The organism is Mesorhizobium sp. BH1-1-4 (assembly GCF_020165665.1).
Taxonomy (GTDB): domain Bacteria; phylum Pseudomonadota; class Alphaproteobacteria; order Rhizobiales; family Rhizobiaceae; genus Mesorhizobium.
Genome location: NZ_JAIUIN010000004.1, coordinates 123,553 through 148,727, shown reverse-complemented (window position 1 = coordinate 148,727; position 25,175 = coordinate 123,553). Strand labels below are relative to the sequence as shown.

Sequence of the window (25,175 nt, the reverse complement as noted above, 5' to 3'; positions counted from 1 at the left end):
GGATCATGGCGGCGTGAATTCACCACCGTTGACGTCGAGCACCGCTCCGTTGAGGAAGTCGGCGTCCGGCGCCACCAGGAAAGCCACGGCGCGGGCGATATCCTCCGGTCGACCGAGGCGGCCGATGGGAATGCGCGCGAGGCTCTCCTTGTTGACGAGCGAATCTGTCGGACCTGCCATATCGGTGACGATCCGGCCGGGTGTGATCGTGTTTGCGGTGATGCCGAATCGCGAGTATTCGCTGACAATCGATCGGGCGAGGCCGGCGAGACCGCTCTTGGATGCGGTATAGGCAGCACCAGCTATTTTCGGCATCGTGCGACCAGCCAGCGAACCGATGAAAACGATGCGTCCGTATCGCCGGTTGACCATGGCGGGCAGAACGCATTGGCAGCAAACCAGGGCGCCGGTGAGATTGACCGCCAAGACTTCGTGCCACTCGGCAAGGTCGATTTCTTCGATAGGAACCCGTCCGCCATTGCGTTTGGGCGAGAATCCGGCGTTGCAAACGAGGACTGAGGGTGCCGGCCAGTTTGCCATGAGATCGCCGAAGAACCGCCGCACGGTCTCGGGATCACGCAGGTCGACCACCGCCGATCTTATCCGCTCGGCCCCATAGGAATCGCACAGGCTGCGAGCGGCAGCTTCAACCCGCTCTGGCTGGTGGCTGAAGAAGGCGACACGATAACCGGCCCGCAAGAGCGCGTCGGCGCTTGCGAGGCCGATGCCGCTCGAAGCGCCGGTGATCACCGCAACCGGCGTCTCCTCACCCAGTTCGGCCATCAGACGGCCTCCGCCAGAGCAGGAGGCAGCTCGGCTGCGTCAAGTGTCCCGTCATAGAGAGATAAGGGCGGATGAGCGTCGGGATCTGTAATGATCTCGACCAACCACGGTTCTTGCGAAGCAAGGGTTGCCTGAAGCGCAGGCAGGACCTCCTCCGGACTCTCGACCCGGAAGGCTCTGCAACCGCAAGCCCTGGCGACGGCCGCGTGGTCGACAGGCGCAAAATGACAGGCACTGGTGTAGTGGCCAAACTTCACCGTCTCGGCGTCCTTTTGATAGCCAAGGACGCCGTTGTTGAGGACGATGATGGTGATGTTGATGCCCAGACGCACCATTGTTTCAAGTTCCGCCCAGGAGTGCGCAAAACCACCATCACCGACGAGGGCGACGACCGGGTCGGCAGGGCTGGCCAGTTTGGCGCCGATGGCCATTGGCGCCCCCCAGCCAAGACCGGCCAGGCCCCGCGGCGTGAGGAAACGCTGGCCGGCCTTGAGAGCAGTCAGTTGGCCGACCACCCACATGGAGGAATAGCTGGCATCAGCAACCACCGTCATGTTGGCCGTGAGGCAACGCTGAAGATCCATCATGACACGCTCGGGCCGAAGCAAGGCCGGGTGGCGGGCCAGGATTTTGCCGCGCTCGACCTCGAAAGCAGCCCGCATCCGCGCAATCTTGCGTTCCAGTTCACCACGTCCCGCCAGGCGATGTGACAAGTCGCAGTGACTGAGCGCCTCGGCGAGGGCTGTGACTGTCTCTGCCGCATCGCCGACAAGGCGCAACGCCTCGTAGTTGCGACCGATTTCCGCTGGATCGACATCGATGTGAATGACGCGTGCGGACTGCGGGATGGAGCGCCAGCTGTCCGTCGCGTTTTGATTGGTGCGCGTACCGACAAACAGGACCACGTCCGCCTCTTCCAGGAGCCGCCTTGAGTGGCGCCCCATGGATCCCGGGCCGGTTAGCGGACCAAGAACGCCCAGGGAAAGTGCATGCGTTTCGTTCACCGCGCCTTTGCCCATCGGGGTCGTCATCACGGGCAAATGCGCAACGTCCTGCAGGCGAGCAAGCGCTTGCGGCGCTCCTGTGGTCAGGGCCCCGCCGCCGGCCATGACGATCGGCTGGCGTGCCTGTGCCAGCAATTTTGAGGCGGCGGAGATCGCCCCATCGCCCGGTCGCGATCTGTCAATTGGCCACGCCCCGAGCATTGCTGTCCTTGGATGCCCAGATTCGATTGCGGTCTCCCGCAACAAATCCGCCGGCAGCAACAGCACTGCGGGACCGGGCCTGCCGCTTCCTGCCGCGGTAAAGGCCGCGTCGACATAGTCGTCCACGCGGTCCGCGGTGATGAGACGTCTGACCCATTTGGCGCAGGGTTGAAACAGGGCGATATGATCAAGCTCCTGGAAAGCATTTCGATCAAAATGCGGCCTCTCAACCTCCTGGACGAGCGCCACGATCGGCACACTGGCCTTCAGTGCTTCGGCGAGCGGAGGGACCAGCAACGTTGCAGCTGGGCCATTTTGGGCCGCGACGACGGAGGTTCGGCCGGATCGGCGTGCATATCCATCCGCCATTGCGCCGCCCATATTCTCTTGGCGATAAGCGATCTGCCGAATGCCAATCGCCTCGGCCGCAAGAATGACCGCGGAGGGAAGGCTTTGCGCGAAAATGAGCTCAACGCCATGGCGCTTCAATGCTTGGGCAATGCGCTCGGCGACGGTTTCGAGAGCCGCGGACATCACAATGTCTCCTCGATCAGGGCTGAATTTTCAGCAAGGAACGCTTCAAAGGCGCTGGCGATCGCATCGATCTCCGGCTCGCCGATCGGCGTCGAAAGACATGCCGCGGCGCCGCTGGGCAAAATGATGCCCTGCCGGGCAAAAAAGCGGGACATCTCGTTGTTGATGTTCGCTTGCGCGGGAGTGCAATACGCTTCGCGAAACTCCCGCGGCGGCGTCGGTTTTGGATGGATTCGAAACAGCGAGGCAGCCCCGGTAATGCTCAGCGGTGCGCCGGCCCGCGAGATTGCGTCCTCCAGGCGCTTGCGAAGATTGCTTCCCAGCGCCTCGAGCCGCGCAAAGGCAGCCTGATCGAGCGCCGTCATTGCGGCGTGGCCCGCTACCATCGAGATCGGATTTGCCGAAAAGGTTCCTCCTTGCGGAAGCAACGGGCGACCGTGACAGGCATCAAACACCGCCATGATCTCACGCGGCCCGCCAACCGCGCCAATCGGGAACCCGCCTCCAATGATCTTGCCCAAGGCAAACAGGTCCGGTTCCAGACCATAGCGCGCCGAGGCACCGCGGTAATCCTGACGAAAATTGAGGACTTCGTCGCTGATAACGAGGATCCCATGCTGGCGCGCCGTTTCTTGAACGGCGGAAAGGAACTCAGGCTCCGGTGCGACAAGGCCAGCGCGGCTTGGCATGGGATCAATGAGAACAGCAGCGATCTCGCCGGCGCGCCGGCTCAGCAGGTCGCGCGCTGCGCCCGCATCGTTGAAGCGAAGCACCACCACGTCGTCCCGTACCGAAGCCGGCATGCCGTGGTAATAGCCGGTTGCAGCAGGACGATCGGGTGCCCCCCAGTTTTCCGGCGCACTTGCCTGCGCCACTTCCACCCAGTCATAGGCACCGTGATAGGCGCCCTCAATCTTGGCGATGCAAGGTCGGCCTGTGAAGGCACGAGCGGCCTTGATGGCGAACATGACGGCTTCCGTACCCGTGTTGACAAAACGGATGCGCTCCAGCCTTGGCACACGTTCGCACAAGAGCGAGGCCAGTTCGACCTCCGCCTGCGTAGGATTGGCAAAGCAGGTGCCATTCCGCATTTGCCGTTCGACGGCAGCGATGACCGGCTCGAAGGCGTGGCCATGAATAAGCGTGGTAAAATTGGCATTGAGGTCGAGAAAACGCCGGCCGTCGACGTCGATGAGGTAAGCGCCCTCCCCGCGTAGAACGTAGCGAGGGAATGGGTCACGGTCGATCGTGATGCGTGTCGTTCCATCCGGAAAGACACCACGAGCGCGTTCAAACAGCGCTTGCGAGCGCTCTCCTGGCGAGAATTCAGCTGCTTGAGAATTTTGCCGATAGGCCGGGCTCGGGATCACGTCTCACCTCCAGGATCAATGGCCGCGGCTGCGCGAACCAACTGACGATTGGGTGAGGAAAAACAGATTTTGATATTTGATGCAACAAAAATCGGATGATCAGTCCGGTTTTGCGGCGTCCTGATTTCCGATCATTGCCGAGAGGCGACGATAACCGCTGCGAATGTCGTTTTCGATCGCCCCCCGGACGGCTGCCGCATCGCCATCATGAAGGCCACGCAAGGCCCACAAATGATTTGAAACACCCGTTCGCGACACGGCGAATTCCGGGTAGAGGTCGTTGAAGGCCGGTCCCATGCGAAGCCAAAGCGATTCAATCATTGCCACAAGCCGACGCATGCCTGCGCGGCGATAGATGAGGAAATGAAAGTCCTTATTGGCATCGAGCACGTCGCTGTAGCGCTCCTCGTCGAGACCAAGATTGATGCGCTCCTGCAAACGCTCCAATTCACCGATCTCCTGCTTGGTGATCCGGCTGGCGGCCTGCTCGGCCGCCAACCCCTCCAGGGACAGACGTATCGCGGTCAGCTCATCAAGGTCCGGCAAAGTCAGGCTAGGCACAATCACGGTCTTGGGACCGGCATTGACCAGCCCTCCCTCGCCGATCAGCCGCGTGATGGCGTCGCGTGCTGGCGTCGTGCTGATTTCAAGCGCCTGAGCGACGGAGCGAACGGTAAGTTTCGTGCCAGACCGCAGCGCCCCGCGAGTGAGAGAGTCTTTCAGGGAAATGTAGGCGAGTTCCCCGAGGCTGCCATGCCGGCCGATCGGCGCCAGGTCTCCCGGCAGCGCTTCGTTTCTATCTTTTGACGTAGCAAACATCACAACCCCCGGCCGTCTTGCACGCGAACTCCAGACAAGGGGATCGAATCGCGCAGACTGAAGGTCAAGCTATTCCCGAGACGGGGCCGCCGCCACAAAATTCCGGGTCAAAGGCTTTGCCAGTCTTGACGCGAACTTGAAAGTTTTGTTACACCAAATTTCATATTTCATAATCGAGCGCTAAGCCCGCGCCGGCTGAAGGAGGAAATCATGAACTCTGGGACGTTGATGAACAGGCGCGGGATGCTGAGATTTTCTGCAGGAGCCGTTGGTGCCATCGGCGCTGGCCTGGCGTTGCCGAACACTGTTGTCGCTGCATCGTTGGATGAACTGGTGGCGCGCGCCCGCGCGGCTGGAGAGCGCGAAGTCGTCGTGGCGGGCGGCACTGGCGCGTATGGCGACCTGGTGAAGAAGCATTTCTATCTGCCGTTCACCGAGGCTACCGGCATAGAGGTGATCGCTACCGGCGGCGGCTATGGCGAGAAGCTGGCAAAATTGAAGGCTATGACATCGGTTGGACGGGTTGAATGGGACGTCATCACCCTTTCGATCGACTCGCTCACCCCGGAAGTGACGAACCTCCTCGAGGACCTGGGCGATTGTGCCCGCCTGCCGGACGTCGGTGGCCGCGGGGTCGACGGCGCCTGTCTGAGCCACGGTGTCCTGTTTGACATTGGCGGCGGCGTCCTTGCGTTCGACAAACGCAGTTTCCCCGATAGCCACCCGCAGCCGGCGAGTTGGGCCGACTTTTGGGATGTAAAGGCTTACCCCGGGCCGAGGGCACTGCCGAATATCGGCAATCCCTGGTGGAACTTGATCGCAGCGCTGCAGGCCGATGGCGTGGCGCGTAATGCCTTGTTCCCGCTGGACGTCGATCGCGCCTTCCGCAAGCTCGACGAGATCAAGCCTCACGTGACGGTATGGTGGAAGAGCGGCGATCAGAGCCAGCAGATCTTCCGCACGCGCGAAGTCACCATGGCCATGCTGTTTTCCGGCCGCGCCTTCCGGCTACGCGCGGAGAACACTCCGCTCGCAATCAGTTGGAACGGAGCGCCACTTGATGCCGCGTTCTGGGCCGTGACCAAGGGCGCACAGCATCCGAATGCCGGCCTTGCGCTCCTCGACTTTATCTACACGCGACCGCAGGCACATGCCGCCTTCGCACAGGAGTCGTTCGGATCAACCGCTCAACGCGAGGCTATCAAGTTCCTGCCAAAGGATGCGCAGGCATCAAGCGTCATTCAGCCCGCCAACTGGTCCCAGATCATCCAGATCGACCGTGACTGGCTCGCGGCAAACCGGGAAGCGGTCCTGGAGCGCTGGAGCACATGGCTTGCGAGCTGAACAGGCGCACTGGCGTGAGACAGAGGGACCCACGCCGCCATGGGTCTTCCCGACCAGGTGGCAAGGCGCTGAAGAGACGACCAACGGAGGAAGCTGGGCAGTGGATGGCATGAATGTATCGGTACGGGGACTGGGCAAGCGGTACGGGTCGGTTCGCGCGGTGAATGAAATCACGCTCGACGTTCGTCCCGGCGAGTTCCTCTCGCTTCTCGGTCCATCCGGCTCTGGGAAGACCACTCTGATGATGATGATTGCCGGCTTCGAGATGCCTAACGCGGGCAAGATCTGGATTGGGGACAGGGATGTGACTGACGTCCCTCCCAACCGCCGCGATGTCGGCATGGTGTTTCAGCGCTATGCGCTTTTTCCTCACATGACAGTTGCCGAGAACATCGCCTTCGCGCTGCGAATGCGCAAAGTTCCCAAGCACGAGAAAGCCCGCCGCGTCGCCGACGCCCTGGCCATGGTGCAGTTGGAGGGTTACGGGAAGCGCCTGCCGAACGAACTTTCTGGAGGGCAACAGCAACGCGTTGCAGTGGCGCGTGCCCTCGTCTTCGAGCCGCCCGTGCTTTTGATGGACGAACCTTTGGGCGCGCTCGACAAGAAACTGCGTGAGCAGATGCAGATCGAGATAAAGCGCCTACAGCAGCGACTGGGTGTGACCGTCATCTACGTCACGCACGACCAGGAAGAAGCGATGACCATGTCGGACCGCATCGCCGTGATGCGCGACGGCTCGTTGGAGCAGATAGGCTCCCCATCCGAGCTTTACGACTCCCCCGCCACGCCGTTCGTCGCCGATTTCGTCGGCAAGACCAACTTCCTGGAAGGCGAATGCCGCCAATGCGATGGAACCGGTCTTGAGATCGGCCTTGGCCACAACGGCTTCATTCGCATAGCTCAGTGTCCGCCCACACTGGCAACTGCGCCGAAGCCGGGCGACAAAATGCGCTTGGCTGTGCGCCCGGAGCAGATACGGATGCTTCGCGCCGCAGACGAAGACAGGCCGGCGCTCGATGGCGTTGTCGAAGCCGTCATTTTTGTCGGCTCGTTTCGCACCTTCCTGGTCCGGCTGGCCGGCGGAGACATCGTTCATGTCCAGACCCACATGGGTCATGACATTTCGCAGCCCGGCAAAGGCGATCGCGTCAGCTTGGCCATACCAGGCAAGGCCGTTCACATTTTCCCTCAAGCGAGGTGCTGACGATGTCTGTCATGCCGATCACGAGACGCGCCTTCTTTCGTGGCCGTCCAACGTCGTCCAGAGAGTATGGGCCGGCAATATCGCTCCTTCTCGTCACGCCACTTCTTCTGCTCCTGTTGGGTGGATTCCTCTATCCGATCGGAGGCCTTTTCTGGGGCAGCATCTTTGCCCCGGAGGCAACCCCCAAGCATTATTTGCGCATCCTGCAGGAACCGCTCTACCTCCTCATTTTGTGGCGGACATTCGAGATTGCTTTCCTCGTCACTGTTGTCGCCTTGCTGCTCGGCTATCCCGTAGCCCTGGCCATGGCACGGGTTTCGGGGCGTGCGGCAATGCTGATTGCAGCCTGTGTACTGATACCCTTGTGGACCAGCGTTCTCGTCCGCTCCTATGCGTGGATCGTGCTGCTGCAGCGCAACGGGGTCATCAACAACACCCTGCAGGAGACCGGGCTGACCCAGGCGCCGCTGCAGATGCTTTATACGCAAGGCGCCGTGGTCGCGGCCATGACGCAGGTTCTCTTGCCCTTCATGGTCTTGCCGATCTACTCGGTGCTCCGCACGGTTCCGGACGATCTTCCCAAAGCAGCCCGCAATCTCGGCGCAGGCAGTCTCCTGGCCTTTCTCCACGTCACACTGCCGCTGAGCCTTCCAGGTGTCACCGCCGGTGTGCTCATCACATTCATTCTGTCGTTAGGGTTCTACATCACACCGGCGCTCGTCGGCGGGCCAGGCACGCTCATGATGTCGACCTTGATCGGCCAGCAGACGACGGAACTGCTCAACTGGCCGTTCGCCGGCGCCCTGTCGGCCGTCCTGCTGCTCGCGACACTGTTGCTTGTCGTCGTCTTCCGACGCGCGCTCGCACTCAACGGGGGGTTCAAACTTGGTTGACGCAGACTTGGCTCTTGCCCAACGCGCCGTGCGAGAAAAACGCCAGAGCGGCAACGGCCTGGCCGCGCTGCTTGCGGCGCTGCCGATCGGCCTGATCCTGTTCTTTCTTGTCTTGCCTACACTCATCGTCATTCCGATGTCAGTCGGCACCTCGCCCTACATCGAGTTTCCGCCGCACGGCCTGACGTTCAAGTGGTACCAACAGTATTTTGGTGATCCAGACTGGATGGCGGCGACATGGTTCAGCCTTCGCATTGCGGTCGCCACAACATTCTCGGCCACGATCATCGGCACGCTTTCCGCTGTCGCCCTGGTCCGCGGCCGCGTGCCGGGCAAAGAGTTCCTGCAGGCGTTGACGCTGGCTCCACTGATTGTTCCCCATATCGTCATTGCCGTCGCGCTTTACCTTTTCTTTGCCCCGCTGGGCCTGGTCGGCAATTTCTACGGGTTTGTCATTGCTCATTCGATGCTTGCTGTCCCCTACGTGGTGATCACGGTTAGTGCTGCGCTGCAACGCTTTGACGCGAACCTGGAGCTTGCAGCGCTCAATTGCGGAGCCACGCGAATACAGGCGTTCATTCACGTCGTGCTGCCGAACATATGGCCGGGCGTTGCCGCGGGCGCAGTCTTCGCCTTCCTCGCCTCTTTCGACGAAGCGACGGTCGCCTTCTTCATTTCCGGCATCGAGGGCAAGACGATCACGCGCAAGATGTTCGAAGACATTGATTTCAACCTGACACCGGTGATCGCGGCCGTTTCAGCGATCCTGACGCTGGTTTCGCTGGTGCTCATGAGCACGATCAAGATTGCCAGCCGGCAAAGCGATCGTGGCCGCCAGGAATGACGCCCAGACATCAGGGAAACCCTTGTTACGAGAAGGAGACAAATTGGTGCATGGGGCAACCTCGCCAGGAGCAAACCAAACAAGGCACCGCCGCGGGGGGATGCCGTCAACTCCTCGTCGCATTCTTGTTGGGCGGCTTTTTCATGAGTCGCACAGTTTCAGCTCGCAAGTCACGTCGCGCAAGGCATTCGAAATCAGGCATGGCGAGGACTTGCTCGCTCACGCAGGGCACTCCGGGACAACCCTTGGCGGGATTGTCAAACGGGCAGCCGAGTTGGGTTGTGAGGTGGTGCCGACCGTCTCGGCCGTTGCTCCCCCAGGCGGGCTGGTAGACCATAGCTTCTACACGCAATTCCGGGAGGCATTTATCGCTCTGGTTCGCCGCGAACGATATGATGCCATCGCACTCGAATTGCACGGGGCCATGGCCACGACCGAGGTGCAGGATGCTGACGGCGATCTTCTTGTTCGTTTGCGAGAGGCGGTGGGGCTGGACATCCCTATTGGGATCGGTCTGGACCTGCATGCCCATGTCACGCAAGCCATGCTCCGTTCGGTCGAAATTTGCATTGCATGCAAGGAGAACCCGCATTCCGACGTGGTTTCATGCGGCGAACGCGTCGTCGAATGTCTCGCCGCCATGCTAGACGGCTCATTCGAACCGGTCCTCACCATGGCCAAGGTGCCCATGATCTTGCCGGGAGCAGCAGAGACCGGGAGCGGACCGCTTGCCGAAATCCACGCGCGTGCGAGGGCCCTCGCCGGTGCCCATCCCGAGATATGGGACATCTCCTTGTTCAACGTCTATCCGTACGCGGATGACAACGATATGGGACAAGCGGTGGTCGTGCTGACGCATGGCCCAACTCAGCTTGCGCAGCGTGCGGCAGACGAGCTCGCCCAGCTTTTCTGGGCTTGGCGCGAGCGCTTCCGCGACAATCTCTCCACGATTGACGAGGCGCTTGATCTGGTTAGGCAAGATCGTGGCCGGCGGCCCTACATCCTTGCCGACATGGGCGACAGGGTCCTTGCAGGGGCGCCTGGAGACAGCACGGCAATCATCGAACACGCGCTAGGGCGCGCCGACAGGCTTCGGGGTGCTATTCCGGTGACTGATCCTGACAGCGTGCAAGCCGCTGCCAAGGCCGGCATCGGCGCTCGGGTTACACTTGGGATTGGCGGGCGTTTGACGCCTGGTTTCGCAGCTCTCACCGTTTCCGGGGTGGTGGCGGCAATCAACGACGGTCGCTTCGTGATAAAGGGGCCGTTCGGTGCAGGTGAAGAAACATCCCTTGGCCACACGGCGGTCCTGGTTGTCGATGACCGGCTGAGCATCTTGCTGACCAGCAGCCCGGGTTTCACGCATGACCCGGCGGCTTTTGAGAGCCAAGGCATCGATGTCGCCAGCCAGGATTTCGTCGTAGTGAAGTCCGGATACCATTATAAACTGAATTTCGCGGGGATCGGCACGCCGCTCGGGGTCGCGACGCCAGGTATTGGCTACTACACACCCGGACTCCTGCACTGGAAAAGAGCGCGCTTCTGGCCTGAACACGAACTCCCTGAACGTGAGATCAGGTCCTTTGTGTATGGCAAATCGCTCAAAAAAGTCGGCTGACACTGAAAGACGGCTCGAGCTCTTCACCCGTCTGCGGCTTCCCTCAGCTATGCCTGGCGTGCGCGGCAGATCTCTTCGACGAGCCTGTGCAATGCGGCGACGCTCGCAAAGGTCCGGCCCACGGTCAACGGTTGGGGTGGACATTTGCGCACATCAAGCTCGCATGGGATGCTTGCTACCGCAGACGGTAGGGGGCGACGGAAGTGGCAATCGGGGACGGCAAGTATCCGGGTGAGTTGGCATCACCGCAGCAGGTTCACGAACTGGCGCAAGAATACCGGAAGGCGGCACACCACCTCCTTCCCCTCGGCCGGCCCGGGAAACCGCTAACCCGAGCTCCGTTCAGACTGTCGGCAATCCATGCGATCGAACTCTATCTGACCGCCCTGTTGCTCCACCGCGGGCACAATCCCAATCAGATCCGCAAAATGCACCACGACTTGTCTGCTCGGACGGAACATACGCTGGCAGCGGGGCTGCTACTTCGCGCGAAAACCGCCAAGCATCTGCAGACCCTCAGTCAGAACCGGGAATACCTCGTGACTCGCTACGGGCCAGAAATGGCCGCAACCGCCTCGCACATAACTCGCCTCACCGCCACCCTTGACGAGGTGGCGGTAAAAGTCACGCTATTGATCGGGGTGTCCCCCAGGTTGCTTCAGGTAAACCCAGCTGCCGCCCGTGAGGTTCAAGGCCGAGATTCGGCGGCCTCGGAGTCCGCTGCGACTGCCAATTCGACAACGTGATGCAACAGGAAAACATCAACGAGGTACCCGGCCTCCTCTCGTGAAATCGGCAACATGTCTGCGGTGCTTTCACCATCTACATAGCCTTCGGGATCCCAAAGGGTTCGAGTCAGCTCCTCGCCTTTCGAACGCCGCATTTGCGGCATCGATAAGCACGGTACGGTCGGCCCCAGCGACTGGCAGGGACGCAATAACGGCATGGCTATCCATGTCTGTTTCCTTAGGGAATGGCGGTCTCTTGCCTCAGCATTTTCGGTCGCCACGCCGATGCTGGTTCTTGAGGGGGTGGCTAGTCGACGCGCCGGGCGCCACCTTATGCTCACATGCGCATGAGCAGGATACGCGGGAATCTTACAGATGCAATTCAAAGCTGAGGCGCAGCAGCGCAATGCGAGCTGGCCGCCCGGGCAGCGAGGGCAAGTCCTGGAGACGGATGGGTCTCCCGGGCTGCACGGAGCGAAGGGGAGGCAGATAGGGGAAACCGCCAGCGGCGGCTTGCTGGGAGAGACGGCCGCGCGCCTCTCTCTCTTCAGCCAAGAAGAGTGCCGCCAGGCGGATCCATGTCGGCGCAGCCGTGCCGCGTCAGCGCCCCCTAAAAGAAGGGGCGTACAAGGCGGAAGCACCGAAATGCCCGCCAGCGGGAGCAAGTCAGTTCGGTGCTGGAGAAAGTTCGTGGCCCTGAGACCGGTTCAACAGGGCGGCCGTAGGAGCATCAGCATAGCGCCGCCGTCAGGCGGGATGCGGGACCGACCGGCCCCGGCGAAGGGCGCCGTATGATACACCGCCAGACATATGCACGGCCGTGGTTTTTGGTTCGTCAGCCTGAAAACAGCCACTTGCAGCTTTCTTAAACACGCTTGCCACTCGACACTCTCTCGTAGAGGCTGGTTATGGAATGTTTCGCCTCTCAATCGATACCAGCGGCTCATACCGGCCCGTCAGCCGTCTGCAGCCTCCCTCAGCTGTGCGAACATGCGCGGCAGATCTCCTCGACGAGCCGGTGCAATTCGGCGGTACGCTCGCCGAGCCAGACAAGCACCTCCTCTTCAATTGCATAATGCTTGGCGCGCAAGCCTGCCTTGGGTGTCCCGCAATCTTGCCGGTTGCGATAGCATAGATTGCCCACCCGATTCGGAGGTGCCCGTGTGCTTGTCTTTTATTTGAACGCGAATATCAGGCTTCCGAAGCTGGGCAGCGGCGTCCCCACCGGCCTCCCGAGCCGCCTCTCGTGTGGCGCCGCGGAAGCTTGCTTCGGTAGCACAGACGTTTATACGTCAAACTGAAATTGCCGATCTGCCAAGCTGTCCATCGGCAGCTGACTGGAAGCGGCAGCATCGACAGATAAACTTTGCCTTAGGGGCAATAGCAGGCCGTCCCGAATCTTGCAGCCTTATTGATCGGGACCGACAGAGGTGTTGAGGCAGCGCGCTGATGAGGCCACTGGTCGTAATCTGTTCGGAGGACGCGGAGTTCTGTCTGATCTTCGGCCACATCCTGGAAGAGGCCGGCTTCGCAAACGAACTGGCCATGGACGGCGAGCAAGCGGTCCGGCTTGCCAGTGAGCGGGAGCCGCAGGCCTTTGTGCTCGACTGCCAGCCGGCGGGTGCCATCGGGCCGGCGGTCTGCGCCCGGCTCAAAAGCGACCCACGTTGCCGAGCCCAGCCGGTCATCGCCCTGATCGCGCCCGGTGCCGAGTACCAGCTCCTTGAACTGTTGAAAGCCGGCATTGATGAAAGTTTCGTGCGGCCCTTTGCGCCGGCCAAGCTGCTCGCCCATCTCCAAGCCAAGCTTGCGGAGGCATTACCCCGTCCCAAGGGCTTCGAGGGCGAAACGCTGACCTACGGCGATCTCGAAGTAAGGGTCGCCAGCCATAAAATGCGGTGCACCGGCCGGCAGCTCCATGTAGGGCCGATCGAGTTCAACCTGCTGCGCCACCTTGTCGAGAACCGCGGCAGTGTCTCCAGCCGCGATGACCTGATCAAGGCCGCCTGGCCTGCCAACAGTCGTGTCGATGCGCGCACTGTGGACGTCCATATTAGCCGCCTGAGAAAAGCGCTGAGGCCGGTCTCATCGGGTTCCACTATTCGGACCGTCCGCTCAGGCGGCTACGCACTTGACGAGCGCGATCAATAGCACCGATCCGTGGCGATGCGCGTGGAACCGCTGGACCCGCACTGTTTTGCACCCATCATTCAAACCGCCTCTATCAGCACCGTGCATGTCCGAAAGCCAGCAGAGGCCACATTGCGAAGCTGACGATAGTGGTTCGTGGGCGGCCGGCTCGGTTGGAACCAGGTCGGCAATGTCGCCGGTTGACGCCTATGGGCCAATGGTGGCCTGCAAGCCACCGCAGCGGCCACTCTTCGTGCTGTAAAAGATCTTCTTGTCCTGCCGGTTTGCAACCGGATTTGAGACGACGGCCGGATCAGTCGGCATCGAGGTGTCGCCGAAGGCTGAAAAATGTCCTCGGCAATCTTGCGCAATATGCATCGGATATCTTGCCGCCGAGCGTCTTCGGCGGACTGGCGCGAACTGGATCTTGTCGGCCTAGAGACCCGTTCTCGCCCGTGGCCGCTGTAACTCCGCCACTGTCATGACAAACCGGAGTTCGTGCTGGCTACTGTTCATGTAGGCGTGCTTGTCTTCTGTGCGCGCCAGCACGGATGAACCCGCTGGAACGAGATGTAAGCTGTCGCCTAATTTCAGGGTCAGTTCGCCAGCCTCTACATTCAGCAGTTCGAGTGTCCCCGGCGAATGCCCAGGGGATTCAAATATCTCACCGGGAAACAGTGTCCAGCGCCAAAGTTCGATCTGGTCGGGTCCTTGCGTTCCAACCAGGAGTGTAGCGCTGCCTCCCTTGGGACCGCTCCAAAGGGTGGAAGCGTCCTGCGGTGGAACGATACGCACCGGCACGCTCACCGCCACACCGACGAAATCGGCCACAGATACACCCAACGCGGTCGCTGCACGGCATAGCGTCGCGATACTGGGATTGGCGGTCCCTTTTTCAATCTCCACAAGCATGCCTTTGCTCACACCGGATTTTTGGGACAGCTGATCGAGTGTCAGGCCGTTTTGCCGCCTGAACGTCTTGAGGTTTTGAGACACCGTGGCGCTGACGCGCTCAACGTCAGCGACCGCTTCGGTCGATATATTGACTTTCTTCTTCATGGTCGGTATATAGACCAAATTGGTCAATGGGAGCCAGAGGCAGTGTTCAACTTTCCGGTGGTCGACAAGGAAATTGCGGGCATCGCCCCGGACTTCCGGGCGATTAGCATTCTTGTTGATGCCAAGGGTACGAAAAGGCCGGGGACTGATCCCAACGTCTTGCAGAGCGCATGTGACTATGTCTGCTCTGGGGGACCGGATTGGGCAGCCGCACATCTGGCCAACTGGGCTGACGTATACAGCCGGTTCGGCGCAAAACCAAACCGCACGCCGTGCTCGGCGTTGGCATTGAAGAAACGCGTGGAGAAGGATGGCCGCATTCCATCGATCAACCCAGTCGTCGACCTTTACAACGCAGTGAGCCTGCGTTTCGCGATACCGGTGGGTGGCGAAAACTTTGATGCATATGTTGGACGGCCACGACTGACGATGGCCGACGGTACAGAGCCCTTCGAGACCCTCGCCAATGGCGAAGCGATTGTCGAAAGGCCCTCCAAAGGAGAGGTCATCTGGCGAGACGACGTGGGAGCTACATGTCGGCGATGGAACTGGCGGCAGGGTACGCGCACCCGCCTGGAAACCGTAGGGGGGCGGATGTGGTTCATTTTGGAAAGCTTGTCTGCGATGCCGCAGGAAGCGCTCGAAGAGGCCGCCAACATGCTCATAAGTGGGTTAAGAGAGCTGTCGCCAGGGTGTGAGATCTACAAACAGAAGATAATGGTCGGCTAACGCTGGCGATCAACCCAGAACGGTCAGTCGAGGGATGCGGCCGTTTGCGACCAACCTCTTTGACTGGGGAACGATCATCATCTCGCGGTGGCATCACGGCAATCGCGGGTGTTGTGCTGCGCAAGGAGCACACAGCCGAATAGCATGTGCAGCGCATCGCCGGGTTCCCACCTATGACGCGTATGAGTTTCCCAAGACGAGCTTCGCGTATTCGTCCATTTTCTGAACTGAAGGCGGTATCCTGCCTCGAGCTGCGACGTGATCGGCGAGCTTCTCGAGGCGCATTAGTAGCTGACCATCCTGCATGAACGGATGCCTGAACACCGGAATTGGCTTTGCTGCCGATATATACGTGCGCTGCGCGCCATCCATAAGGCCCTTCGATAGCTCGAGGTCCAACAGCAAACTCAACATCATGTGCGGAGCCGTGAACCAGCCGAAGGTAGTGCTCCCAAGTGAATAGGCGATCACGGCAATCCGATTTGGATCACGCTTCGTCCGGTAAAACTCTAGCGGTTGGATTACATGTGGATGATGACCTAAGACAAGATCCACTCCCGCCTCGACCAGGGCATGGGCGGCTTCAATCTGGCTCTCTCGGGGGAAGAACTCGAATTCCCAACCCCAGTGAAGCGAGCCCACGATGAAATCGCAGCCCAGCATTTTGCAATCCGCGATTTGGCGCTTCAAGAGCTCTAGCTCGGGGGCGACATGTTTGGAGCAGAGCTTGGCAACGTGAATGCGATGCTTCTCATTGGGCGGCAGTTGGAATTTCCGGATACCGAACGCGGCAGAAACGAAACCGATCTTGATACCCTTGACGGTCAAAATGGTGCCGCGACCGTACTCGTCAGCAGACTTCGGTGTACCAATGTTGACGATTCCATCTTGCTCGAGCAGCTTCTGTGTCGTTTCCAAACCGGCGAGATCGAGATCGAAGGTATGATTGTTTGCTGTATTTAGAACTGTGAAACGTTTGTCTTTGTGGCGGGTCAGCGCCAAATACTGCTCTTTTGTGCAGCACATCGTAAATGAGCGGCCATCCCCCAGGGCTTCGTTGACCACATCGTCCTGTGCGACCACGGATTCGTAATTTGCGAAAGACACATCCTTCTCGAAAAGCACGTCGGCTACATTCGAGAACAGCACATTTCTTGACCGCTCAAGGCCTTCCGCTTGTATCAGGTCGCCCGCAGTTCCCATGGAAAGTGTACACTGCGTCGCAAAGCCACTGGGCAGTCTTAAAACGCTGCTGTCACGGCGCTCTAACAGATCAGCTGCGCCCTTCTGCGGCCTGGTAATTGGCCGTGCGCTTTTATAAAACCAATAGACCTCATCGCGGAAGCCGAACTCAGCACCATCGGTAGCAGCGTCGGCAAGCGGAGCGTCCCAGTAATCAAGGAGCAGCGCACCTCTTGCGGCAATTTCTATCAACCGTGCGTCAGGCCTATAGAATTTGTACGGGCTTACCGGCAGCTGAGGGACTATCGAGTTCATTATGACGTCTCCGATCACACCGGACCGGTGTGTATTCAGCGCCAGGTTGGGCCAGTTGCGTGGAACACGCCTTCGGGGATGTTTGCGCCGACAACAACGGGCGCCGGGAATGCGCAGAGGCCGTCGGCCATCTGCGCACTCCAAAGCCTATTACTGGTGAAGAACCCCGTTCTTTTTCGCCGTCCAGGTGGCGAGATAGTCCATGAGAGCCGGAGAGAGGCAGTCATAAGGCTCCAAGCCGAGATCCTTGAATGTGGCACGGATCCCTTCCATTTCCGACGGATCGACGCCAGCTTCGATGATGGAGGACACGAAGGCGGCGAACCCTGGCTCGGGCCAGCTGTTATTGTCCAACAGTTCAGGGTGGATGAACGACAAGCCCTGGAAGGCGTGTTCGCGCTCAACCGGACCATGCATGTGCGTGCCGCACGCACCACATGCGTGGCGCTGGATCAGCGCTGAACGGTCAACGACAACCAGTTTGTCACTATTCTCGATTACGGAGACGTTCTCGCTCGGTGCGACCGCAACGACCGAGAATGCAGCACCCTGTGGCTTCCAGCATTTGGTGCACCCGCAGGCGTGGTTATGAGCAATTCCGCCTGACACTTTTACTTTCACAGGCCTGTCGGAACATTTGCAGGTGAGAATCCCGCCAGCGTTTTCGCCGCCCCCTTTGCGGATGCCGTTTTGGAAAGATGGGTGAAGAAGTCGAGTGCTCATATTTTCCTCCTGCTTGCTGCAACGCGCAGTCTGTTCCCGTTTTTAATAGATAATCACCGAACGGATCGATTTGCCCTCGTGCATAAGATCGAATGCCGTGTTGATCTGTTCCAAGGGCATTGTGTGCGTGATGAGATCGTCGATATTGATTTTGCCCTCTATGTACCAATCGACGATCTTCGGAACATCTGTGCGTCCGCGGGCCCCGCCGAAGGCAGTGCCTTTCCAAACGCGGCCTGTCACGAGTTGGAACGGGCGCGTGGAAATCTCCTTGCCGGCTTCCGCAACGCCAATGATGATGGATTCACCCCATCCGCGATGACAGCACTCAAGGGCCTGACGCATGACTTCAACGTTGCCCGTCGCGTCAAACGAGTAATCCGCCCCGCCGTCGGTTAGATCCTGGACGGCTTGTACGACCTTGTCGTTGCCGACCTCTTTGGGATTGATGAAATCGGTCATGCCGAATTTCCGGGCAATTTCAGCCTTGGCAGGGTTCACATCGACACCGACAATCTTGTCGGCGCCAACCATGCGTGCACCCTGAATGACATTAAGACCGATGCCGCCGAGGCCGAAGACCACGACGCTCGATCCGGGCCTGACCTTCGCCGTGTAGATCACGGCTCCGATGCCCGTCGTGACGCCGCAGCCGATGTAGCAAATCTTGTCGAAGGGCGCGTCGTCGCGGACCTTGGCAAGCGCAATTTCAGGCAAGACCGTGTAATTGGAAAAGGTCGAGCAGCCCATGTAGTGGAAGATCTCACCGCTATCGCAGGAAAACCGTGTCGTCTTGTCCGGCATCAGCCCCAGGCCCTGGGTGGCTCGAATAGACGTGCAGAGATTGGACCGCTGTGACAGACAGGTTTTGCACTGGCGGCACTCTGGTGTGTAGAGCGGGATGACGTGATCGCCTGGCTTCAGCATCGTGACGCCGGCGCCGACCTCTCGAACGATGCCGGCACCCTCGTGACCCAGAATGGCAGGAAATTTTCCCTCGGAATCAAGGCCGGAAAGCGTGTAGGCATCCGTGTGACAGACGCCGGTGGCCATGACTTCGACCAAGACCTCCCCGGCCCGGGGCCCGCCGATCTCTATCGTCTCGATGGAGAGAGGCGTATTGGCGTTCCACGCAACTGCTGCTCTGCTCTTCATAAATAGGGTTCCTCGAATCCAGTGCGACCGGCGGCTCGCTCACGACGCCATGCGTGAACGCGTTGGGCGCGTCAAAAGGTGCGGATCAGCGGTTTGTGCGATAAGATCCTCCGAAAGGTCTGGCTGCTCGGCGAGGACCTCGCGGATCGTCTTGCCGGACGCCAACACCTGCTTGGCCAGTTCGGCGGCGCGCTCGTACCCGATCGTTGGCGTAAGCGCGGTTGCGACCGCAGTGCTGGCTTCGAGATGCTTGCGGCATGTCTCGGCATTGGCAGTAATACCCGTCACGCACTTCGTCCGGAGCACGTCAATGGCATTGGTCAGAAGCTCAAGCGAATGCAGGACGTTGTAAGCAATAACCGGCTCCATGACATTGAGCTGCAGCTGGCCCGCTTCGGAGGCAAGCGTGATCGTGAGGTCATAGCCGATGATCTGGAAGGCAACCTGGTTGACGACTTCGGGAACCACGGGATTGACCTTGCCGGGCATGATTGACGAACCTGGCTGGAGGGCCGGGAGGTTGATCTCGTTGAGGCCGCCACGCGGACCGCTGGAGAGCAGCCGCAGGTCGTTGCAAATCTTCGAAAGCTTCGTGGCAGTTCGCTTCAACATTCCCGAGAAAAGGACAAAGGCGCCGGTATCCCAGCAGGCCTCGATCAGATTGCCGGCCGCCACGATCGGCAGTCCGCAAATCGAGCGCAGCTCGGCGACCGCTTCGGCTTGATAGTCGGGGTTCGTGTTGATGCCCGTTCCGATGGCAGTTCCCCCGAGGTTCACTTCGTGGAAAAACGCGCCGATTTCACCAAGGCGTGCGACGTCCTCGCGCAGTGTGGTGGCGAACGCTTGGAACTCTTGCCCCAGGGTCATCGGAACTGCGTCTTGTAGCTGGGTTCTGCCAAGCTTGATGATGCTCGAGAACTGCTGCGCCTTCTCTTCCAGGTCGCTGGCGAGCTGGTCCAGGGCACGTTGCAACGTCCCCTGCGAGAGCAGGATCGCTACCCGGATCGCGGTCGGGTAGACGTCGTTCGTCGACTGGGCGAAGTTTACATGGTTGTTGGGGTGTAGCTCGTCATACCTGCCCCGTGGCAGCCCCATGATCTCAAGGCCGCGGTTTGCAATCACCTCGTTGATGTTCATGTTGGTCGATGTGCCTGCACCGCCCTGGAAAACGTCGAGCGGGAACTCTCCAAGATGCTTGCCGACGATGAGTTCCTCGCATACCTGGCAAATCACATCGGCTTTGCCTGCGTCGAGGTCACCGAGTTTGGCGTTTGCTCGCGCTGCTGCCATCTTCACGCAGGCCAGCGCCCGGATGAAGTTCGGAAAATGATTGATTGCTATCCCTGAGATCGGAAAGTTGGCGATTCCTCGCGCCGTCTGCGGCCCATAATACGCAGCCGCTGGGATACTGACCGGTCCAAGTGAATCTCTCTCGATCCGTTCAACGTGTGGGGCGCTGGTCAATGTGTCTCTCCTCGGTGCGAACCGCTGGAACAGGCAATCCATCAAGCTTGCGTGGCTGCATGTTTACGAAGGGGCTGATAGGGAACAGCCCTCGGTCCAAGCGCCACGGACCGCAGAACACTAGGCCGCCCTGGGCGACTGGCCCGATGTCCGGTTTCGAGCTCTGATGACCTCAAGGAGGCGATCAACGTCCGAAGCATTGTTGAACATCCCGAATGAGATCCGGATCCCGTCGCGCTCTGGCGAGACACGCACATCGGCTGACGCGAAGTAGTCCATCCATTGATCTGCCGGGAGTGCGGCCACATAGATATGAGGCGCCCGAAGAGAGCGATCGCGGGGGCCTACCAGGTTGACATTGAGCGCATCGAGCCCGGCGATGAGCCTGTCACCCAGATCAAAACAATGCGCTTGAATGTTGTCGATCCCGATTTTGGCGATCAGATCGAGAGCGGCATCCAGGGCGTGGATGGCCGGCAAGTTGAAGTTTCCGATTTCAAATCTTGCGGCGGTTGCCGCCACCACCAAATCGTTCGGGCGCGCGATGAAGTCGGAAGGAGGATTGTCGAGACTGATTGCCGCGAGATAGGCCGGCTCCAACTCGGTTCGCGCGCGATCCCAGTAGAGAAGGCCCAAACCTTGCGGGACGAGTAGCCCTTTGTGCGTACCGCATCCGAGGAAGGTTGCGCCCACCTTTTTTGCATCGATCGGAACGATGCCGACCGCCTGCATGATATCGATAATGAAATAGAGATCTTTCTCCTTGCACAGCTCGCCTACGCTCTCGATGTTGAAGCGGTGTCCGGCATGAAAGGTCACGTACGACATCGAGATGGCTTTGGTATTTGCATCAATCTGAGAGCGGAAGCTTTCGCCGTTGATGATGTCCGTCATCGCAATCAGCCGAATTTCAACGCCCTTCTTTTTGAGGTTCAAGAACGCGTATGCATTGTTCGGGTGATCTCCATGGATCATCAGGACGTTATCGCCGGCCTTCAGCGGCAATGCATTTGCGGCAATGTTCATTGCCTCGGATGTATTCTTGGTAAAGGCGATCTCCTCTGCAGTCGCGTTGAGGAGGGTCGCGAGCTTTGCCCGCGTGGCTTCCATACGCTCGAGCCATACGGACTTTGGGCCGGCTGTCTCGTAGCTTTCGTTGACAAAAAATTCGAGGGCTTGCTTCACGGGTGTCGACATTGGCGCCTGGAAGCCAGAGTCGAGATAGGTCATTTTCTCGGCGACAGGGAACAACTTCCTCACCGCCTCAACATCATAGTATTGCTTCATCTAGATCTCCGACTGGCCACCCACGCTGCTGGCGGAGCGAACCACTTCCATATCCGGGCGGAGACCAAACTGCCCCCTCGGCGCCTCGCACTGCCAATGCCGGCAGCGATAGTCGGAGCATATTGAAAAAGGCGTGCTGGTCTATCGTAATATCGTTATTTGGTTTTATTTATTCCGGTTTTTGATAATTATAGACGGTTTGGAACTGACTGACGTGGACGATCATCCCCACCTGCACAGGACAGAACTGGTCAGCGTCAAATCAATCTGGCAGCGGATCGGCACCTCCCGCTTCGCAGCGACGGCGCTGACTGTGATCGGAATTTCCAATCCCACCTTTCGCTGCTATGCTCGATTTTCGATCCGATTTTGTCCATTTTTTGAGCCAGATGCCTGGAGTGAATTAGGCCATGAGCGACAACATCACTGGCGACGGTCCACTTGATCGGGCATTTGCAATTCTCGATTTCGTCGCGACACAAATTAAGGCTGTGACGGCAGCAGAGATTGCCAAGAATCTCGACCTGCCGCTGCCGACCGCTCACCGGTTGATCGGCAACCTCGAATCCCGCGGGCTGCTTCAGCGGGCCGCGGGAACGAAGCGATTCGTCGTGGGAAACAACCTTGTTGTTCTAGCGGGCAAAACGATCGGATCAGCATTCCGAACAGCGCGCCGGCATGCCGTTCTACAAAACGTCGCGGCTGAAATCGGCGAGCAATGCGAGATCGGGATAGTGCGCAACAATGCCGTTGTCTATGTTGACAGCGTACGGGTGAAGGCCCCGCAAAGCCTGCAATTTGATCCTGGTCACAGTGCTCCACTTCACTGCACGTCCACCGGCAAGATTTATTTGAGCACGCTTCCTGCCAAGCCCCGCGAAAAGCTCGTTCGGTCATTGCAGCTGGAGCAGCATACTGACCAGACGATAACCGATCCCGATACCCTTCTGACAGTTTTGGAGGAGACGCGCAAAAGAGGATGGGCTCGCACCAATGAGGAGTTTGTCAAGGGCGTCGTCGGTTGCGCCGTCCCAATCCTTGCGCCCGGCGGTACATTAATCGCCTGCCTCGGCGTATCAGTTCCAGTTGCCCGCGTCAGCTTTGACGACCTCCAGCACTTCCGCGAACCATTGGTTCGCGCAGCCAAATTGCTGTCCGAGACGATACTTGAGTCAAGTAGCGATTTTTTGCCAGACGACAGCTAATGTGCCCACAGGTGGACTTACATCGATCGTCCTTTGCCGTCCCCTGCATCAACGTACAAAGTGACGGACCAGCCAAAGGCTGGCTTGTCTGACCAGGCAGTTCCCATCAATGCCCCAGGCTTGACACTTGCCGAGGTCTCGCCAAAATAGCGCCCATGGTCGAGAAGGACATCCATATTGTCGCCCGCTTGGCCGGCATCCCCACGGCGGGGTGCCGGGATGTCGACCACGCAAACTGAAGAAGCGGATCGCCAACCCAGGCCTCGCCCCTAGCGGACGAGGTCTTCGGCTGTGAAACGTGCCTCGTCCTCCTTTCACGATGGAGTTGAACATGGCACAGAATATCTACGATAACCCCGATTTTTTCTCTGGCTACAGCCAGTTGCCGCGCCAGGTGCATGGGTTGGAGGCCGCTCCCGAATGGCCGGCTATCCGGGCCATGTTGCCTGAGCTGACCGGCAAGCACGTAGCCGATCTGGGCTGCGGGTTCGGCTGGGCCTCGAGGTGGATGCGCGCGCAAGGTGCAGTCTCGGTGCTTGGCGTCGATCTGTCCCAGAACATGATCGCTCGCGCCAAGGCCGATACCTCAGACCCCACCATTGAATACCTAATCGCGGATCTCGCGACGTTGGAACTGCCCGAGGCAGCTTTCAACCTCGTCTACAGCGCTCTGAGTTTCCACTATGTCGCGGATTTCCAGCGGCTCACGCGCATGATCCACAAGGCGTTGGTTCCCGCAGGAGATCTGGTCTTTACGGCAGAGCATCCGATCTTCATGGCTGCCGCGCATCCGCATTGGATCACCGATGAAGACGGCCGCAAGACCTGGCCGGTCAACCGCTATTCACTTGAGGGCGAACGCCGCACGGACTGGTTCGCCAAGGGCGTTTTGAAGTACCATCGGACCCTCGGCACGACGCTCACCACACTGATTGATGCGGGCTTCGAGTCACGCCGGGTTGAGGAATTCGCTCCTACGCGCGAACAGATTGAGCGGTTGCCTGAACTTGCCGAGGAGCTCGAGCGTCCGATGATGCTTCTAGTCTCAGCTCGAAAAACAGAAAGGCGTTAAGCATCAAGCCGCCCGTGCCATGGCACGGGCGGCTCGCAATCGACTGCTAATTTGGAGGGAGCCCCGTCGAATATCTTCTAGTTACGTGGCCCCGACCTTTAGCCGAGCTTGTACAATGACCGGTTGTTCTTATACAGGATCATTCTCGCGCCCTCGATTGCTTCCTCGACGTCTAGGCTTCCGCCAACGACATACTCGGTGAGCGCCTTGGCCAGGTAGCGCTTGCCCCAGCGGCCGGCCAGCCAATAAAGCTCAGGAACATGAAACGCGTCGCTGGCGTATAGGATCTTCGACAGCGGGACGACCTCCATCACCTGCATATACCGTTGAAACAAATTCTGGTGCACAAACGGTGTCATGATCGAGAGTTCGAAGTAGCAGTTCGGATAAAGGTGGCTGAGCCAGGCGGCTTTGCCGACAGACGGATAGCCCGCGTGAAGCGGAATAATCTTCGGCATGCGCATCACCCCGTCGCGATCAAACCGGCAGACTTCCTCAAGATAAAACGGGTCTTGGTTACGCAGGATAACTGATGGTGCCTCACCGTCGCCCGTATGGATCTGCATGGGCATGTCCCGCTTGAGGCATTCTTCAAGAGCAAGTGTGAAATTGTATCGACGCAGATCCTTGGACAGATTGTATTCGGACTGGCGGTCCATCTTCGGGATCTTGTGATAGGATTGCCTCAGCGCCTCCCAGGATGCTCGAGCCGTTTCCCTGTCGTGAAGCGGTTCGATCAATCCGATGTAGGGAAGAAGATAGGATTTCATCCCATAGGATTTCTTGCCGTAATTTCCTTTGCCGTCCAGCAGCTCCAACAAACGGGCGATGTAGCGCTGCTCATACTCGTCGAACGGAATTTCCAGAGGAAAGAGTTCTTTTTGGACCATCTCGATGCGGGCGAGCCTGTTCATCCGACAAGGCCTTATCCCGTCGTCATATCGATTGATCTCCTCCACCGATGCGCCTTCACAATAGCCGGTATCCACCATGACGTTTTCGTATCCGACGTCCTGGAGTAGAGTGCTGACGTAGCCCCAGTAATTTTTGGTGCGAGCGTTCCTGGCTTCCATAACGGCTTCGATATGTGGGTCGCAGCTCAGAAATTGCGCCATCTCCTTCACAACAAATTTGACAAAGATGCTTTGGGAAATGTCCCCAATGATCCCGTCGATCTTTTCCTGAATCCCGAACCGCTTGTTGAGGTCATGTCGCGTGGCTTCGTCACCACTGAGCCATTCCTCGTAGACCCCTGCGGGGAAATATGCAGGCACAGTGTCCATGGCCGCCAGGGACATGCGCTCCAGGAACCGCGTCGACGTCATGGAGGGCTCACGATCGGTGACCAGATGGCAATGTGCGTCATCGATCGGCAGCGCATTGACCGCTTCGAAGATTTCCAGGAACTCAGGGTGTTGTTTTGAGAGGAAGGGACCCAGATGGTCCAAACCTTGAGCCGCTTTGCTGTTCATTTCATTACTCCGCTCGTCTCTTGGGCAGGCAGCTCATCTG

At 59.3% G+C, this 25,175-nt stretch carries 22 protein-coding genes; 11 read left to right on the top strand and 11 right to left on the bottom strand.

Going from position 1 to position 25,175, the window contains the following annotated elements; genetic code table 11:
• Nucleotides 1–3: 3 nt before the first annotated feature.
• The 4 genes from LB569_RS09705 to LB569_RS09690 form a co-directional block, all read right to left on the bottom strand.
• Nucleotides 4–783, bottom strand: a complete 780-nt coding sequence (locus LB569_RS09705; RefSeq protein WP_224692026.1) for an SDR family NAD(P)-dependent oxidoreductase — start codon at nt 781–783, stop codon at nt 4–6.
• Entirely contained in the window at nt 783–2,522 is a 1,740-nt protein-coding gene (locus LB569_RS09700; protein ID WP_224692025.1) for an acetolactate synthase catalytic subunit, read from the bottom strand. The genes LB569_RS09705 and LB569_RS09700 overlap by 1 nt, the downstream gene beginning before the upstream one ends.
• On the bottom strand, nt 2,522–3,892 hold the full coding sequence (locus tag LB569_RS09695) for an aspartate aminotransferase family protein (protein ID WP_411970202.1): 1,371 nt from the start codon (nt 3,890–3,892) through the stop codon (nt 2,522–2,524). The genes LB569_RS09700 and LB569_RS09695 overlap by 1 nt, the downstream gene beginning before the upstream one ends.
• A 99-nt stretch (nt 3,893–3,991) precedes the next feature.
• Nucleotides 3,992–4,711: a GntR family transcriptional regulator gene (locus tag LB569_RS09690; RefSeq protein WP_224692024.1), complete on the bottom strand. Its 720-nt coding sequence runs from the start codon at nt 4,709–4,711 to the stop codon at nt 3,992–3,994.
• A 210-nt stretch (nt 4,712–4,921) separates the two neighbouring features.
• Here LB569_RS09690 and LB569_RS09685 point away from each other — a divergent pair, with 210 nt between their 5' ends.
• From LB569_RS09685 to LB569_RS09655, 7 genes are all read left to right on the top strand, one after another.
• Nucleotides 4,922–6,055 (top strand): ABC transporter substrate-binding protein, encoded by a 1,134-nt coding sequence (locus LB569_RS09685; RefSeq protein ID WP_224692023.1) that lies wholly within the window; start codon nt 4,922–4,924, stop codon nt 6,053–6,055.
• A gap of 100 nt (nt 6,056–6,155) precedes the next feature.
• Nucleotides 6,156–7,259: an ABC transporter ATP-binding protein gene (locus LB569_RS09680; protein WP_411970201.1), complete on the top strand. Its 1,104-nt coding sequence runs from the start codon at nt 6,156–6,158 to the stop codon at nt 7,257–7,259.
• A 2-nt stretch (nt 7,260–7,261) separates the two neighbouring features.
• A complete protein-coding gene (locus LB569_RS09675) occupies nt 7,262–8,152 on the top strand; it encodes an ABC transporter permease (protein WP_411970200.1) in 891 nt (296 codons plus the stop codon).
• A 28-nt stretch (nt 8,153–8,180) separates the two neighbouring features.
• The gene (locus tag LB569_RS09670; protein WP_224692293.1) at nt 8,181–8,996 is read left to right on the top strand and encodes an ABC transporter permease; all 816 of its coding nucleotides are present in this window, start codon (nt 8,181–8,183) and stop codon (nt 8,994–8,996) included.
• A 100-nt stretch (nt 8,997–9,096) separates the two neighbouring features.
• The gene (locus tag LB569_RS09665) at nt 9,097–10,614 is read left to right on the top strand and encodes a M81 family metallopeptidase (protein WP_224692022.1); all 1,518 of its coding nucleotides are present in this window, start codon (nt 9,097–9,099) and stop codon (nt 10,612–10,614) included.
• A gap of 203 nt (nt 10,615–10,817) precedes the next feature.
• Nucleotides 10,818–11,360 carry a hypothetical protein gene (locus LB569_RS09660; RefSeq protein WP_224692021.1) on the top strand — a complete coding sequence of 181 codons (543 nt, stop codon included), beginning with the start codon at nt 10,818–10,820 and terminating at the stop codon, nt 11,358–11,360.
• Between the two features lie 1,431 nt (nt 11,361–12,791).
• A complete protein-coding gene (locus LB569_RS09655; protein WP_224692020.1) occupies nt 12,792–13,493 on the top strand; it encodes a response regulator transcription factor in 702 nt (233 codons plus the stop codon).
• Nucleotides 13,494–13,907: 414 nt separating this feature from the next.
• Here the strand turns inward: LB569_RS09655 and LB569_RS09650 are convergent, their stop codons facing one another.
• Nucleotides 13,908–14,531 carry a helix-turn-helix domain-containing protein gene (locus LB569_RS09650; protein WP_224692019.1) on the bottom strand — a complete coding sequence of 208 codons (624 nt, stop codon included), beginning with the start codon at nt 14,529–14,531 and terminating at the stop codon, nt 13,908–13,910.
• 42 nt (nt 14,532–14,573) lie between these two features.
• Here LB569_RS09650 and LB569_RS09645 point away from each other — a divergent pair, with 42 nt between their 5' ends.
• On the top strand, nt 14,574–15,260 hold the full coding sequence (locus tag LB569_RS09645; RefSeq protein WP_224692018.1) for a B3/4 domain-containing protein: 687 nt from the start codon (nt 14,574–14,576) through the stop codon (nt 15,258–15,260).
• Nucleotides 15,261–15,431: 171 nt separating this feature from the next.
• Here the strand turns inward: LB569_RS09645 and LB569_RS09640 are convergent, their stop codons facing one another.
• From LB569_RS09640 to LB569_RS09620, 5 genes are all read right to left on the bottom strand, one after another.
• Nucleotides 15,432–16,757, bottom strand: a complete 1,326-nt coding sequence (locus LB569_RS09640) for a CapA family protein (protein ID WP_224692017.1) — start codon at nt 16,755–16,757, stop codon at nt 15,432–15,434.
• Nucleotides 16,758–16,907: 150 nt separating this feature from the next.
• On the bottom strand, nt 16,908–17,480 hold the full coding sequence (gfa, locus tag LB569_RS09635; protein ID WP_224692016.1) for an S-(hydroxymethyl)glutathione synthase: 573 nt from the start codon (nt 17,478–17,480) through the stop codon (nt 16,908–16,910).
• Nucleotides 17,481–17,522: 42 nt separating this feature from the next.
• Entirely contained in the window at nt 17,523–18,635 is a 1,113-nt protein-coding gene (locus LB569_RS09630; protein WP_224692015.1) for an S-(hydroxymethyl)glutathione dehydrogenase/class III alcohol dehydrogenase, read from the bottom strand.
• A gap of 39 nt (nt 18,636–18,674) precedes the next feature.
• Nucleotides 18,675–20,141: an aspartate ammonia-lyase gene (locus tag LB569_RS09625; protein WP_224692014.1), complete on the bottom strand. Its 1,467-nt coding sequence runs from the start codon at nt 20,139–20,141 to the stop codon at nt 18,675–18,677.
• A gap of 78 nt (nt 20,142–20,219) precedes the next feature.
• Nucleotides 20,220–21,386 (bottom strand): aminotransferase class V-fold PLP-dependent enzyme, encoded by a 1,167-nt coding sequence (locus tag LB569_RS09620; RefSeq protein WP_224692013.1) that lies wholly within the window; start codon nt 21,384–21,386, stop codon nt 20,220–20,222.
• 133 nt (nt 21,387–21,519) lie between these two features.
• Here LB569_RS09620 and LB569_RS09615 point away from each other — a divergent pair, with 133 nt between their 5' ends.
• The 3 genes from LB569_RS09615 (at nt 21,520) to LB569_RS09605 (ending at nt 23,663) form a co-directional block, all read left to right on the top strand.
• On the top strand, nt 21,520–21,831 hold the full coding sequence (locus LB569_RS09615) for a hypothetical protein (protein ID WP_224692012.1): 312 nt from the start codon (nt 21,520–21,522) through the stop codon (nt 21,829–21,831).
• Complete coding sequence (locus tag LB569_RS09610; protein ID WP_224692011.1) at nt 21,797–22,591, top strand: IclR family transcriptional regulator; 795 nt, start codon at nt 21,797–21,799, stop codon at nt 22,589–22,591. The genes LB569_RS09615 and LB569_RS09610 overlap by 35 nt, the downstream gene beginning before the upstream one ends.
• 331 nt (nt 22,592–22,922) lie before the next feature.
• Complete coding sequence (locus LB569_RS09605) at nt 22,923–23,663, top strand: class I SAM-dependent methyltransferase (RefSeq protein ID WP_224692010.1); 741 nt, start codon at nt 22,923–22,925, stop codon at nt 23,661–23,663.
• Nucleotides 23,664–23,761: 98 nt separating this feature from the next.
• Here the strand turns inward: LB569_RS09605 and LB569_RS09600 are convergent, their stop codons facing one another.
• Complete coding sequence (locus tag LB569_RS09600) at nt 23,762–25,135, bottom strand: amidohydrolase family protein (RefSeq protein ID WP_224692009.1); 1,374 nt, start codon at nt 25,133–25,135, stop codon at nt 23,762–23,764.
• Nucleotides 25,136–25,175 lie beyond the last annotated feature (40 nt).

Coding starts and splice junctions, on each gene's coding strand:
- LB569_RS09620 (WP_224692013.1), bottom strand. CDS start 21,386: ATGAAGCAATACTATGATGTTGAGGCGGTGAGGAAGTTGTTCCCTGTC.
- LB569_RS09690 (WP_224692024.1), bottom strand. CDS start 4,711: ATGTTTGCTACGTCAAAAGATAGAAACGAAGCGCTGCCGGGAGACCTG.
- LB569_RS09610 (WP_224692011.1), top strand. CDS start 21,797: ATGAGCGACAACATCACTGGCGACGGTCCACTTGATCGGGCATTTGCA.
- LB569_RS09600 (WP_224692009.1), bottom strand. CDS start 25,135: ATGAACAGCAAAGCGGCTCAAGGTTTGGACCATCTGGGTCCCTTCCTC.
- LB569_RS09655 (WP_224692020.1), top strand. CDS start 12,792: ATGAGGCCACTGGTCGTAATCTGTTCGGAGGACGCGGAGTTCTGTCTG.
- LB569_RS09630 (WP_224692015.1), bottom strand. CDS start 18,635: ATGAAGAGCAGAGCAGCAGTTGCGTGGAACGCCAATACGCCTCTCTCC.
- LB569_RS09650 (WP_224692019.1), bottom strand. CDS start 14,531: ATGAAGAAGAAAGTCAATATATCGACCGAAGCGGTCGCTGACGTTGAG.
- LB569_RS09625 (WP_224692014.1), bottom strand. CDS start 20,141: ATGGATTGCCTGTTCCAGCGGTTCGCACCGAGGAGAGACACATTGACC.
- LB569_RS09700 (WP_224692025.1), bottom strand. CDS start 2,522: ATGTCCGCGGCTCTCGAAACCGTCGCCGAGCGCATTGCCCAAGCATTG.
- LB569_RS09665 (WP_224692022.1), top strand. CDS start 9,097: ATGCCGTCAACTCCTCGTCGCATTCTTGTTGGGCGGCTTTTTCATGAG.
- LB569_RS09675 (WP_411970200.1), top strand. CDS start 7,262: ATGTCTGTCATGCCGATCACGAGACGCGCCTTCTTTCGTGGCCGTCCA.
- LB569_RS09685 (WP_224692023.1), top strand. CDS start 4,922: ATGAACTCTGGGACGTTGATGAACAGGCGCGGGATGCTGAGATTTTCT.
- LB569_RS09605 (WP_224692010.1), top strand. CDS start 22,923: ATGGCACAGAATATCTACGATAACCCCGATTTTTTCTCTGGCTACAGC.
- LB569_RS09640 (WP_224692017.1), bottom strand. CDS start 16,757: ATGAACTCGATAGTCCCTCAGCTGCCGGTAAGCCCGTACAAATTCTAT.
- LB569_RS09705 (WP_224692026.1), bottom strand. CDS start 783: ATGGCCGAACTGGGTGAGGAGACGCCGGTTGCGGTGATCACCGGCGCT.
- gfa (WP_224692016.1), bottom strand. CDS start 17,480: ATGAGCACTCGACTTCTTCACCCATCTTTCCAAAACGGCATCCGCAAA.